Annotated in this window: 13 protein-coding genes, 1 tRNA gene and 1 pseudogene; 5 read left to right on the top strand and 10 right to left on the bottom strand. The window is 67.6% G+C overall.

The annotated features are described in order from the left end of the window. The 3 genes and pseudogenes from RTM68_RS00970 to pdhA all read right to left on the bottom strand — a co-directional run. Positions 1-455, bottom strand: a pseudogene (locus RTM68_RS00970) (biotin/lipoyl-containing protein); the annotation flags it as partial. Continuing rightward, entirely contained in the window at positions 452-1,462 is a 1,011-nt protein-coding gene (locus RTM68_RS00965) for an alpha-ketoacid dehydrogenase subunit beta (RefSeq protein WP_312167505.1), read from the bottom strand. The pseudogene RTM68_RS00970 and the gene RTM68_RS00965, both read right to left, overlap by 4 nt. A 1-nt stretch (position 1,463) precedes the next feature. Then, positions 1,464-2,579 carry a pyruvate dehydrogenase (acetyl-transferring) E1 component subunit alpha gene (gene pdhA, locus RTM68_RS00960; protein ID WP_396654168.1) on the bottom strand — a complete coding sequence of 372 codons (1,116 nt, stop codon included), beginning with the start codon at positions 2,577-2,579 and terminating at the stop codon, positions 1,464-1,466. A 169-nt stretch (positions 2,580-2,748) separates the two neighbouring features. Between pdhA and RTM68_RS00955 the strand changes: the two genes are divergently transcribed. Next, the gene (locus RTM68_RS00955; protein WP_312167503.1) at positions 2,749-3,222 is read left to right on the top strand and encodes an Lrp/AsnC family transcriptional regulator; all 474 of its coding nucleotides are present in this window, start codon (positions 2,749-2,751) and stop codon (positions 3,220-3,222) included. On the opposite strand, the gene RTM68_RS00950 is transcribed toward RTM68_RS00955, so the two are convergent. After that, complete coding sequence (locus tag RTM68_RS00950) at positions 3,194-4,093, bottom strand: alpha/beta hydrolase (protein WP_312167501.1); 900 nt, start codon at positions 4,091-4,093, stop codon at positions 3,194-3,196. The two genes, RTM68_RS00955 and RTM68_RS00950, sit on opposite strands and share 29 nt — an antisense overlap. An 81-nt stretch (positions 4,094-4,174) precedes the next feature. On the opposite strand from RTM68_RS00950, the gene RTM68_RS00945 reads away from it, so the two are divergent. The 3 genes from RTM68_RS00945 (at position 4,175) to RTM68_RS00935 (ending at position 6,253) form a co-directional block, all read left to right on the top strand. Beyond that, positions 4,175-4,912: an exonuclease domain-containing protein gene (locus RTM68_RS00945; protein ID WP_312167500.1), complete on the top strand. Its 738-nt coding sequence runs from the start codon at positions 4,175-4,177 to the stop codon at positions 4,910-4,912. Then, on the top strand, positions 4,909-5,838 hold the full coding sequence (locus tag RTM68_RS00940) for an AraC family transcriptional regulator (protein ID WP_312167499.1): 930 nt from the start codon (positions 4,909-4,911) through the stop codon (positions 5,836-5,838). The genes RTM68_RS00945 and RTM68_RS00940 overlap by 4 nt, the downstream gene beginning before the upstream one ends. Positions 5,839-5,923: 85 nt before the next feature. Beyond that, on the top strand, positions 5,924-6,253 hold the full coding sequence (locus tag RTM68_RS00935; protein WP_312167497.1) for a hypothetical protein: 330 nt from the start codon (positions 5,924-5,926) through the stop codon (positions 6,251-6,253). Positions 6,254-6,299: 46 nt separating this feature from the next. Here RTM68_RS00935 and RTM68_RS00930 read toward each other — a convergent pair. Both RTM68_RS00930 and RTM68_RS00925 read right to left on the bottom strand, forming a co-directional pair. After that, positions 6,300-6,373 (bottom strand) — tRNA-Ile (locus RTM68_RS00930). A 32-nt stretch (positions 6,374-6,405) separates the two neighbouring features. Continuing rightward, positions 6,406-6,942, bottom strand: a complete 537-nt coding sequence (locus tag RTM68_RS00925) for a gamma carbonic anhydrase family protein (protein WP_312167496.1) — start codon at positions 6,940-6,942, stop codon at positions 6,406-6,408. A 140-nt stretch (positions 6,943-7,082) separates the two neighbouring features. Between RTM68_RS00925 and RTM68_RS00920 the strand changes: the two genes are divergently transcribed. Continuing rightward, complete coding sequence (locus tag RTM68_RS00920; RefSeq protein WP_194763835.1) at positions 7,083-7,568, top strand: Dps family protein; 486 nt, start codon at positions 7,083-7,085, stop codon at positions 7,566-7,568. A 65-nt stretch (positions 7,569-7,633) separates the two neighbouring features. On the opposite strand, the gene RTM68_RS00915 is transcribed toward RTM68_RS00920, so the two are convergent. From RTM68_RS00915 to RTM68_RS00900, 4 genes are read right to left on the bottom strand one after another with little or no spacing between them, the layout of a single operon-like run. Continuing rightward, on the bottom strand, positions 7,634-9,130 hold the full coding sequence (locus tag RTM68_RS00915; RefSeq protein ID WP_396654165.1) for an amidohydrolase: 1,497 nt from the start codon (positions 9,128-9,130) through the stop codon (positions 7,634-7,636). Next, a complete protein-coding gene (locus RTM68_RS00910; protein WP_312167495.1) occupies positions 9,127-9,768 on the bottom strand; it encodes an FMN-binding negative transcriptional regulator in 642 nt (213 codons plus the stop codon). Before RTM68_RS00910 ends, RTM68_RS00915 begins: the two co-directional genes overlap by 4 nt. A 23-nt stretch (positions 9,769-9,791) precedes the next feature. Further along, positions 9,792-10,790, bottom strand: coding sequence for a DNA-formamidopyrimidine glycosylase family protein (locus tag RTM68_RS00905; protein ID WP_312167493.1), 999 nt, complete (start codon positions 10,788-10,790; stop codon positions 9,792-9,794). A gap of 1 nt (position 10,791) precedes the next feature. Then, positions 10,792-11,277, bottom strand: a complete 486-nt coding sequence (locus RTM68_RS00900; RefSeq protein ID WP_312167491.1) for a ribose-5-phosphate isomerase — start codon at positions 11,275-11,277, stop codon at positions 10,792-10,794. Positions 11,278-11,298: the final 21 nt, after the last annotated feature.

The following is an 11,298-nucleotide window of genomic DNA, read 5'->3' as shown; positions in this document are numbered from 1 at the left end:
TCGACCACGAGATCGACGCTCGGCGTCGGGGCCGCATCGTGTGGGGCTGCCTCGAGCACCGCGGTGTCCTGTACCCGCGGTGCGCCACCGAACCGTCGCGCTCGACGAGCGGGTCGCGCCGCCGAGGTCGGAGCTGCACCGTACCCGACGAGATTCGGCTCGGCCTTGGCGCCATCGGCGCGCCCCGTGTCCATGACCTCATCGTCGGACCCGTCGGCCGCGATCTCGAAGGCGATCAACGGGGCTCCGACGGCGACAGTCTCACCCGCGCCGGCGTGCAGCGTGGAGACGGTTCCCTCGTAGGGCGAGGGAAGCTCGACGATCGCTTTCGCAGTCTCGACCTCGGCGAGCGTCTGATTCAGAGCGACGCTGTCGCCCGGCGCGACCAGCCACTGCACCACCTCTGCCTCTGTGAGACCTTCGCCGAGATCAGGCAGCCGGAACTCCGTGATCATGCGTCCGCTCCCGTCAGGCTGTTCGGTCGGTCGAGCACGCGGTCGACCGCGTCCAGAAGACGATCGAGGTCGGGCAGGTGGTACTTCTCGAGCTTCGCGGGCGGATACGGCACATCGTGCCCGGTCACTCGAAGCGGCGCGGACTCGAGGTGCTCGAAGCATCGCTCGGTGACACTGGCGATGACCTCGGCGGCGACTCCGGCCTCGCGAGACGCCTCGTGCGCGACGACCACTCGACCGGTCTTCCGCACGGACGCCGCCACCGAGTCGTAGTCGACGGGCGACAGCGAGCGCAGATCGATGACCTCCAACGAGATCCCCTCGTCCTCTGCGGCGTCCGCGGCCTGAAGAGCGGTGGTCGTCATCGCTCCGTAGGTGATGAGCGTGACGTCGGTCCCCTGGCGCACGACGCGCGCGAGTCCCATCGGTGGAGCATCCGCCAGCGGTGCCTCGAGGTCGACCTCACCCTTGTGGTGATAGAGACGCTTGGGTTCGAAGAAGATCACCGGATCGTCGGATGCGATCGCCTGACGGAGGCTCCGGTATGCATCCTCGGGATTGGAGACCGCGATGACTCGCAGACCCGCGGTGTGCACGAAGTAGGCCTCCGGCGACTCGGAATGGTGCTCGGCGGCCCCGATGCCACCCGCCCACGGGATTCGGATCGTGATCGGCATCTTCACCCGTCCCTGGGTGCGGTAGTGCAGCTTGGCGACCTGCGCGACGACCTGGTCGAAAGCCGGGTAGACGAACCCGTCGAACTGGATCTCGACGACGGGACGATACCCGCGGAATGCGAGCCCGACTGCGGTGCCGACGATGCCGGACTCCGCAAGCGGCGTGTCGATCACGCGCTGTGCGCCGAACTCGTCGAGCAGCCCGTCCGTGATGCGGAACACCCCGCCGAGCCTTCCGATGTCCTCGCCGAGAAGAACGACTCTGTCATCGTCGCGCATCGCCTGGCGGAGCCCTGCTCCGAGTGCTTTGCCGAGCGTGAGCTCCGTCATCTCAGACCGCCCCGTCGAAGGATGCGAGGTACGCGGCATACTCCGAGCGCTGACGCTCGAGGCCCGAGTGCGGCTCGGCGTACACCCCGTCGAAGACCGCGAGCGGCGGCCGGGTCACCATGCCGAGGCACTGCGCACGCATCTCCTTGGCGATGGCGTCGGCCGCCGCCTGCGTGTCCGCGACGTGATCATCGTCCAACTCGCCGAGGGCCCGCAGATGGGCCTCGAGGCGGACGATCGGGTCGCGACGACGCCACGACTCGAGCTCGTCACTGCCGCGGTATCTGGTCGGGTCGTCCGCGGTGGTGTGCGGCCCCATCCGGTATGTCACCGCTTCGATGTATGCGGGCCCCTTGCCCGACCGCGCGTGCTCCAACGCCCAGCGCATCGCAGCCATGCACGCGAGCACGTCGTTGCCGTCGACTCGGAGACTCGGGATCCCGAACCCCGGCGCACGCCCGGCGATCGGGAACTGCGACTGCACAGCGACGGGCTCCGAGATGGCCCAGTGGTTGTTCTGACAGACGAAGACCACGGGAGCGCGATACGACGACGCGAACACCATCGCCTCGTTGACGTCCCCCTGGCTCGTCGCGCCGTCGCCGAAGTACGTGACGGCGACCTCGTCGGCACCGTCGTGCCGGATGCCGAGCGCGTAGCCGACCGCGTGCAGGGTCTGCGCTCCGATGATGATCTGCAGCGGAGCGACACGGAGAGCGGCGGGATCGTGTCCGGCACCTTCCTCCCCCCGCCACATGCGGACGAAGTCGGCGGGCTGCGCTCCGCGGGCGTAGATGACCCCGGTCTCCCGATAGCTCGGGAAGACGTAATCCTGCGGGGCGAGGGCGCGAGCGGTGCCGATCTGCGTCGCCTCCTGGCCCTGGCAGGGAGCCCAGAGCCCGAGCTGCCCCTGACGCTGCAGAGCGACGCCCTCGGCATCGATGCGCCGGAGAACGATCATGTCGCGGAGAAGATCCCTCAGCATCGGGGCGTCGACGTCGGCCACGTACGGGTCGAGTTCCGGGTGCGGGATCCGCGTCCCGTCCGGTGCCAGGATGCGTTCCGACAGCTCGAGATCCTGCGCGGTGTCGACTATCGGAGTGCTCTGCGGTGACATCATCGTCCTCCTTGCTCGTGCTGCCCTCGTGAGGCATCGCACGCGTCTTCCGGCATCATCGCCGGCCACCTCGAGCGTACGTCCGCTCAGCAGCTCGCTCAAGCAATGAACGAGCCGTTGAGCATGTTGCCAAATCGAAGCAGACGAAGCGCTGCTACTCTTTGGCACTATGGCCGGACTTGACCGTATCGATCTGGAATTGCTCGCCGCGCTCGCCGACGACCCGCGCATCACCATCGTCGCCCTGGCCGAGAGCCTCGGGCTGTCGCGGAACACGATCCAGGCCCGAATGGCACGCCTGGAGGAGACCGGAGTCTTCCTCTCCTACGAGAGGTCCTTCTCCCCCGATGTGCTCGGATTCCCGCTCCAGGCTTTCGTGAGCATCGGAGTCCGCCAGACCGAGCTCCCGCGCATCATCAACGAACTCGCACGCATCCCCGAGATCGTGCAGGCGCACGGCCTGAGCGGCTCCGTCGACCTCCTGGCGCGCGTCGCGTGCCGCGATGCGCGCCACCTCTTCGACACCGACGCGCGCATCCTTTCGGTCGACGGCGTCGAGCGGACCGAGACGTCGCTCGCGATGGGCGAGGTCATCCCGTTCCGCGTGGCCGGACTCATGGGCGTCGCGCGACGGGAATCCTGAGGAAACGACGGATCGCCCCTGCCGCTTCGGCCGGGGTCTCGTAGTGGATGAGATGTCCGACGTGGGCGATCTCCACGAGTGAGGCGTCGGCGAACCGCTCGGCGAGCTTCCGCTCGACCTCGATGGGTGTGATGTCGTCGTTCGCGGCCGCTATCAGGAGCGTGGGTACGCCGATGTCCGCGGCCACCTCGCTCACGTCGTGCGAGACGCTGGCCACGAACGCGTCGCGCAGGACGTCGCGGTCGGCGAATCGCGAGAAGTACGTGTCGTGCTGATCGTGGATGAAGCGACGGACCTCCGGGTCGGAAGTCTTCGCCATCGTGATGCTCATCACCCGCACGATCAGACGATTGCGCAGCAGAGCGGTGCCCAGCCGCTCGGGCAGGCGCGCGCCGAGCGCGTAGTAGAGGACCGCGAGGCGGGTCATGATCCCCTTCGGCCCTTCGAGAGCCGGTGCGCCGATCGGGTTGATCAGAATCAGGCGCGGTGTCGCGAGCCCGCGGGCCACGGCTGCAGACGTGACGATGGATCCGAACGAATGCCCGAGGATCACTGCCCCGGGTGCGACCGCAGCAGCGAACTCCGTGAGCCACGCCACGTACTCGTCCAGATCGTAGGTGCGCCCGGGCACAGGTGCCGACTCCCCGAAGCCGGGAAGGTCCGGCGCGATGACGCGGAGCTCCGGCAGAAAGGCGAGCACCGGCTCGAGACCGTGATGGTCGCCGCGGAATCCATGCACGGCGATGACCGTCGTGGATGCGTCGGCCGGGCCGTACTCCCAGAAGACGGTGTCCGCACCCCTGACCTCGACCTCGCGACGGACGACCGGCAGGCGGCTCAGGCGGTCGGCGTACGGCGAAGCTACAGACATTCCCCCAGTCTACGAGCGTCGCTCAGGGTGATCACCGTGCGCCTTCACGGCGATGTCGGAGGCAGCCTCTAGCGTGAACCCATGACCGAGGTTCCCGACGCTCCCTCATGGATTCGGCGCGTGGGCGTCTTCGATCTCGAGACGACGGGAGTGGACGTCGATCACGATCGCATCGTCACCGCACACGTCGGCCTGCTCGACGGCGACGGCCGCGAACTCGCCTCGAAGACGTGGCTCGTGGACCCCGGAGTCGATATTCCCGAAGCAGCGAGCGCGATCCACGGGATCACGACCGCACAGGCGCGTCGAGACGGACGGCCGCCGGCGCTCGCGATCACCGAGATCATCGGCGCTCTCCGCTCCCTGCTCTCACAGGGTGTTCCCGTCGTGGCCTACAACGCGTCCTACGACTTCTCCCTCCTCGACCACGAGGCGCGTCGCCACGGTGTCACGCGGCTCGAGAACCCACAGCCGATCATCGACCCCCTCGTCATCGACAAGGCGTACGATCGCTATCGGCCCGGCAAGAGAACTCTCGAAGCCGTCGCCGCCCTGTACGCGGTGAACCTGGAAGGCGCCCACGACGCCTCCGCGGATGCGGTCGCAGCGGGGCGGGTCGCCCAGGCGATCGCTCGGCAGTACGCACTCCCGGACTCGATCGACGATCTTCACACCCGACAGGTCGGATGGGCACGCTCGCAGGCGGCGAGCCTGACCGAATATTTCATCAGGATCGGCCGGTTGGATCCCGAAGATCGACTCGACGGGACGTGGCCGGTGCGGCCGCCCCGCGACGAAGGAGAAAGACAGCGAAGATGAGGTTCCGTACTCGCGACGTGACCCGTGTCGAGAGCACCTGGAAGCAGTTCGTGCCCTCGGCCGTTCTGCATGACGTCGATCCGCACCGATTCCTCTTCGACTGGCATTCGGCAGACCTCGGCGGTGCGAATCTCGTGCGCTACGACCTCGCCGCGGAGGTGCTGTCCACCGCAGAGCCGCAGGACCAGTTCCTCGCCTGTCGCGTCGACGGCCCGGATGCACGGGTGTGGTCCGATCGCGATGATCTCGATGCGACGAGGCCATGGCTCTCCGACGGCCCCAGCGTGCACGCGCGCTGGGAGCAGGGCGCTCGGGTCACGGCTCTGATCTTCGAACGCGAGGAACTGCAGCGCATCGCCCGGCAGATCAGCGGTGACGAGACCCTGTCTCTGCACGTCTCGGATCTCTCACCGCACTCGGCCGAGGCGGCCGCGCGATGGAATCGGATGTTCTCCTACCTCGAGGCCAACGTTTCGACGCTGAGCGACGACGATGGAGTGCTGCGGGCCGAGTACGCCAGGCACGCCGGCGTGACCACGTTGTCGACCTTCGCGACCACGATGTCGCAGGGCCGGCACCGACCGGTTCAGACTGCGCCGGCACCCGCGACGGTCCGACGAGCCCTTGCATACATCGACGAGAATGCGCACCTTCCGATCACCGTCGACGACATCGCCGCATCGGTACACATCTCGACGAGAGGGCTCCAGTACGCGTTCCGCCGTGCGCTCGACGTCACGCCGGCCGAGTGTCTTCGCCAGGCGCGCCTCGACGGCGCTCATCGCGAGCTGCGTTCCGGAGTGCCGACCTCGGTCGCCGCTGTCGCGCGGCGCTGGGGTTTCTCCCACCCCTCGCGCTTCGCTGCGGCGTATCGTGACGCGTTCGGCGTGCTCCCCTCTGCGACCGCCGGCAGACATCGTCGATGACACCACGCGAACAGGATGTTCGTCTGGTGCGCGCGTCGCCCGCCGTCGGCGCGCCTGCACTACGCCGACGCCGTAGATTCCGACCATGGGTTCTCTGTATTACGGCGCCTCCGCCCCGATCTCGATCGAGGACCGGGCGCTCGCACACCTCAAGGTGGTCGTCGCGACCAAGCTGCGTCGGAACGAGAGCTTCACACTCTCGTGGCAGCATCAGGACGGCGACCAGCAGGGACGCTCCACGGTGTGGCTGCACCCCTCGATCCCGCTGCGGTTCGTCTTCGACGAGCCCGACGCACCGGAGCTGAGTCGGCGCTGGATCGAGGAGCTCGCGCATTCGGCCAACTCCAGCGGAGGGATCACGCTGATCGCCGAGCACCTCGAGACCGTCGAACCGGTCGAGCCCGTCCTCTCCTGAGCGACGCCCGCGGGACGAGGAGCCTCGGGAAGAACGACGGTACGAGTAGGGCGGGTCGGACTTGAACCGACGATCGTTGGGTTATGAGCCCACTGCCTTAACCAGCTTGGCCACCGCCCCGTGACTCCAGCCTAGCGGGAGCAGTTCGTGGATCAGATCGAACCCGCCTCGGCGTGGGTCCGCTTGTGGTCGAGATAGACGTCAGCGTTCCGAAGCAGCCCGGCACGCTCCTCGTCGCTGAGAGCGCGACGAACCTTCGCCGGAACTCCGGCGACGAGAGAGCCGTCGGGAACGACCGTCCCCCCGAGCACGACAGCCCCGCCCGCGATGAGGCAGCCGGCACCGATCACGGCACCGCTGAGCACGACGGCGCCCATTCCGATGAGCGACCCGTCACCGATCGTGCAGCCATGGACGACCGCGTTATGGCCGATCGAGACTCTCGCACCCACGATCACCGGATGCTCGACGTCGACATGGATCGACACGTTGTCCTGCACATTGCTGGCCACCCCGATCCGGATACCGGCCGAATCTCCGCGGAGCACTGCGTTATACCAGACGCTCGCGCCGGCCGCGAGGGTGACGTCCCCCACGATCCGCGCACCATCCGCGATGAAAGCATCATCATGGATCGAAGGCGATGCCGAAGGAAGTGCGAGAACGGATGCCCCTGGTGCGATGCTCATGAGGTGAGACTATCCTCACCACCCGGTTTTTCCGCGTGATTCCGGGGCACTAAGCCGAGCCTTCGCTTGCTTGCGGAATGTTCCAGGCTGAGTAGCGTTGTCATCATCAGGCACGAAGCACACCACTTGGAGGAGCCAAGATGAGCAAGGCACAGACCGTTTCCACCACCTCGAGCGACCCGACCGTGGCAGCCGCTGCAGCCCAGTTCCTCTCCCCCGTCGTTCTCGGTCTGCAGGCGCTGACCGTCAACGGCAAGCAGGCGCACTGGCATGTCCGCGGAGCCAACTTCGTCGGCGTGCACGAGCTGCTCGACACGATCGTCGCCCACGCCGGCGACTTCGCCGACACCGCCGCAGAGCGTATCGTCGCCCTGGGTCTGCCGATCGATGCGCGCATCAGCGCCGTCGCCACGAAGGGCGGTGCCACCGCGGTACCCGCCGGTTTCACTCAGTCCGACGAGCTCGTTCGCGCCGTCATCGCCGACATCGACACGATCCTGGTCGACGCCAAGGCAGCGATCGACGGCCTCGACGAGGTCGACCTGACGAGCCAGGACGTCGCGATCGAGATCGTGCGCGGCCTCGAGAAGGACCGTTGGTTCCTCGTGTCGCACATCGCCGCATAAGCAGTTCCACCACTGACTGAGGGCACCGGGGTTCTCCCGGTGCCCTCAGTCGTGCGCATCCGACGTCAGACGCCGTGGGTGAGTCGCCCGGACACGAGTGTGGCGAGAACCGGCATCGCCCGGAGCCCCGCCCCCGTTGCGGCCATCGGGTCGAGACCGCACAGCACGATGTCGGCGACCTCCCCGGGTCGCAGGGCGGTGCGCACGCTGGCACGGAGCGCCTGCTCGCGCGTCAGGCGCTCTTCGGGATGCCAAGGTTCACGGTCGTCGTCGGTCCGCGTCACCGCAGCGGCGATCGCCTGCCAGGGATCCAGCGGCGCGACGGGAGCATCAGAGCCGAACCTCAGCTCGACCCCGGCATCGCGAAGCGCACCCAGCGGGTACCCGATCGATGTCTGCCCCGCCCAGTGCCTACCCACCAGATCGCGGTCGTCGAGAGCATGCTGGGGCTGCACGCTGGCGACGACACCGAGACGACCGAACCGAGCCAGATCGGCGTGCCGCACGAGCTGAGCGTGCTCGATCGTGCCCACCGCGCCCGAGACCGTGAAGGCGTCGAGCGCGCCGGTGACCGCTCGATCGCCGATCGCGTGGACGGCGACTGCCAGACCGGCCCCCGTCGCGACAGTCAGCAATTCGGTGAGCTCGGCAGGAGGGACGGTGAGTACGCCGAAATTCTCGGGGTCACCCGGATAGGAGTGCGAACAGGCTGCCGTACGGGTTCCCAGCGAGCCGTCGCTGATGATCTTCAGCGGACCGACGTGCACCAGGCCGCGACCGGCATCCGGGACGCGCGGATCTTCATGCAGCTCACCGGTGCGCAGCCCCGCAGCGATCGCGCGCTCGAGGTCGAACGGGTAGACCGCGAACTCGACGCGGTGCGATGCGAAACCCGCGGCGACTCGGCGTGGCCAGGCGTCGGCGTTCCAGGCCATGTCGAAGTCGACGAGGCCTGTGACGCCTCTCGATGCCGCACGCTGTCCCGCCGCGATCACGGCGGCGTCTCCGCGCGCCGGGTCCACGGCGTTCAGTCGACGAGAGATCTCGAACGCGTCCTCCTCACGGAGCATGCCGTCCGGGCTCGCGAACCCCTCGAGCTGAAGAGCCGCGGTGTTCAGCCACGTGCTGTGCACGTCGGCATTGATGAGGTAGGTGGGTGTCGAGCCGGTGGCTCCGTCGAGGAGCGCGAGACTCGGCGCATCCGGCCACATCGCGTCGCGGAATCCACTGCCGACCCTGCGTCCGTCAGCCAGCGGTGCCGCCGCGGTCATGATCGCAGCGGCCTCCGCCGCTGAGGACGCTCCGCCCAGCGCGACACGCTCGGTCGCGAGCGCCCACTGCACCGTGTGCACGTGGTTGTCCCAGAGCCCAGGCACCACCCAGGCGCCGTTGCCTTCGAGAACCTCTCCCCGCCACGGGATCGCGCCCGTCGGAGCGATGTCGCTGATCCGGCCGTCGTCGATGAAGATGTCGACCGGTTCGTCGTCGATCAGGAACTCTCGTCCAGGCCCGGCGATTCGCACGGCAGTGATGGTGCCGATACGGCTGTCGATTCCGCTCACCTGTTCCCTCCGGCGCGCGCCTGCTGGGCGCGCCTCATCTCTGCGGCAAGCTCGGGCTGCGCATAGGGGCCGTCGCCCTCGAGCTCGGCGATGACCGTCTCGATCGTCTCGGCCGGCTTGTTCTGGCTGAGCTTCCGCTTCGCGACCACCCGCGTCGGGGTGAGTCGGAAGCCCACCGTCCCCGAGGCGAGACGGGTGACGAACGCCGGGTCGTTCGGACGCTCCCACATGCGCCGCGGCTCCGGCATCCGCCCTTCGAATCGGTCGACGAGTCGGTCGAGGACGGCGAGGTTCTCCTCATCGCTGAGGATCTCTGGCACGCCCGCGAGGTGCACGGCGGTGTAGTTCCACGTCGGGACGGCCTGCACATCGCCGTACCAGCCCGGCGAGATGTAGCCATGAGGTCCCTGGAAGACGACGAGCAGCTCGCGCTCTCCCATACCGTGGATCCGGTCATCGGGCCGACCGACATGACCCACGATCGTGAGGTCGTCACGATCATCGTCGAGCAGCGCCACATAGTGCGAGGAGACGAGTCCGTCGGGGCCGTCGCTGACGATAGTCGCCCACGGATTCCCGTCGATCACACGACGGATCTCGTCGACATCAGCGAGCGTGAAGCTGGGGTTCTGACGCATTCTCCCAGCCTATGGCCGACGGTTCACGCCTGGCATCGCGGACACCAGTACAGCTTGCGTGCGCCGATCTCCTCGAGTGCGATCTCCGTGCCGCAGACACGGCACGGAAGTCCTGCGCGGTGGTAGACCCAATGACGGTCGTCGCGACTCGCCATCGCCGCACGGTACTGGTCGGGCGAGAGGTCGTCCATGGTCATCATCTGACCGGTCTCCACTCCGATGGCCAACAGCCGCACCCAGTCGTCCCACAGTGCGCGGACGACGTCCTCGGGCACATCGCGACCCGGCGTATGGGGGTTGAGGCGCTGGCGGAAGAGCATCTCGGCGCGGTAGACGTTCCCGATTCCGCTGACGACCGCCTGATCCATCAGCAGCAGCGCGATCACCGTCTGCTTCTTGAGCACGGCCTGAACGAAGCGGTCCTCGTTCTGCACCGGATCACCCACGAGCGGATCCGGGCCGAGCTTCGCGACGCTGGCGAGCATCTCCTCCGGCGTCTGCAGCACACAGGCCGTCGGTCCGCGCAGGTCGGCCGCCGTGATGTCAGTCATCAGACGCAGCCGCACCTGACCGACCACGGGGGGCGGCCACTCCATGCCCTCGTCAGCAAGGCCCTTCGTCTGCTCGGACATGCGCACGTGCACGCGGGTGCGCCGGGGCGCACCGATGGAGGCGAGGGAGTTCTCCCCCGCGTCATCGAGGATCGCCTCGTCGACGAGCGTTCCGCGCTGATTCGTCTGACCCATACGGCCGTTCGCGGATGCGATCGTGGGGTCCACCAGGATCTCTCCGGCGAAATCCCACGCCCCGTAGAGGCCGAGGTGCACGCGCAGCCAGAGGTCGCCCTCGGCTTCGAGGAACATCTGCTTGCCGACCGCCTGGACGCTGAGCGCCTCGCGACCGTCGAGGACGGCCGCGCCCTCGGCGAATCGACCCTGAGGACTCGACGCGCTCATCGTCTTGCCGACGAAGTTCCGCTCGAACTGACGCGCGATGCGGTGGACGGAATGCCCCTCGGGCATGTCAGGCCCGCGGATCCGGAAGAAGCGAACCGTCGCGTTCGAAGTCCGCGATCTGGCCGATGCGACGCACGTGGCGCTCGTCATGCGAGAACGGCGTCGAGATGAAGGTGTCGATGAACGAGGTGACCTCGTCGAACGCGTGCTGGCGAGCCCCGATGGAGATCACGTTCGCGTCGTTGTGCTCGCGAGCGAGCTCAGCCGTCGAGGTGTTCCACACCAGCGCGGCGCGGATCCCCTCGACCTTGTTCGCAGCGATCTGCTCGCCGTTGCCCGATCCGCCGAAGACGACACCGAGCGCGTCCGCGCCGTCACGCTGATCGGCGACCACAGCCTGAGCCGCGCGGATGCAGAAGGCCGGATAGTCGTCGAGCGCGTCGTACTCCACCGGACCGTGATCGATGACCTCATGACCCGCGCTGCGAAGATGCTCCTGCAGCCGGGTGGAGAAGTCGAGTCCTGCGTGATCGGTGGCGAGGTGGATGCGCATGGCATCCATCCTAGAAGCGCG

Origin of the sequence: Microbacterium sp. (assembly GCF_031988965.1) — a bacterium.
Lineage (GTDB): Bacteria > Actinomycetota > Actinomycetes > Actinomycetales > Microbacteriaceae > Microbacterium.
This window is presented reverse-complemented; position numbering and strand designations above follow the sequence as displayed.

Coding starts and splice junctions, on each gene's coding strand:
- RTM68_RS00945 (WP_312167500.1), top strand. CDS start 4,175: ATGACCGAGGTTCCCGACGCTCCCTCATGGATTCGGCGCGTGGGCGTC.
- RTM68_RS00910 (WP_312167495.1), bottom strand. CDS start 9,768: ATGCGTCAGAACCCCAGCTTCACGCTCGCTGATGTCGACGAGATCCGT.
- RTM68_RS00955 (WP_312167503.1), top strand. CDS start 2,749: ATGGCCGGACTTGACCGTATCGATCTGGAATTGCTCGCCGCGCTCGCC.
- RTM68_RS00920 (WP_194763835.1), top strand. CDS start 7,083: ATGAGCAAGGCACAGACCGTTTCCACCACCTCGAGCGACCCGACCGTG.
- RTM68_RS00940 (WP_312167499.1), top strand. CDS start 4,909: ATGAGGTTCCGTACTCGCGACGTGACCCGTGTCGAGAGCACCTGGAAG.
- RTM68_RS00950 (WP_312167501.1), bottom strand. CDS start 4,093: ATGTCTGTAGCTTCGCCGTACGCCGACCGCCTGAGCCGCCTGCCGGTC.
- RTM68_RS00905 (WP_312167493.1), bottom strand. CDS start 10,790: ATGCCCGAGGGGCATTCCGTCCACCGCATCGCGCGTCAGTTCGAGCGG.
- RTM68_RS00965 (WP_312167505.1), bottom strand. CDS start 1,462: ATGACGGAGCTCACGCTCGGCAAAGCACTCGGAGCAGGGCTCCGCCAG.
- RTM68_RS00925 (WP_312167496.1), bottom strand. CDS start 6,942: ATGAGCATCGCACCAGGGGCATCCGTTCTCGCACTTCCTTCGGCATCG.
- RTM68_RS00935 (WP_312167497.1), top strand. CDS start 5,924: ATGGGTTCTCTGTATTACGGCGCCTCCGCCCCGATCTCGATCGAGGAC.
- RTM68_RS00900 (WP_312167491.1), bottom strand. CDS start 11,277: ATGCGCATCCACCTCGCCACCGATCACGCAGGACTCGACTTCTCCACC.
- pdhA (WP_396654168.1), bottom strand. CDS start 2,579: ATGTCACCGCAGAGCACTCCGATAGTCGACACCGCGCAGGATCTCGAG.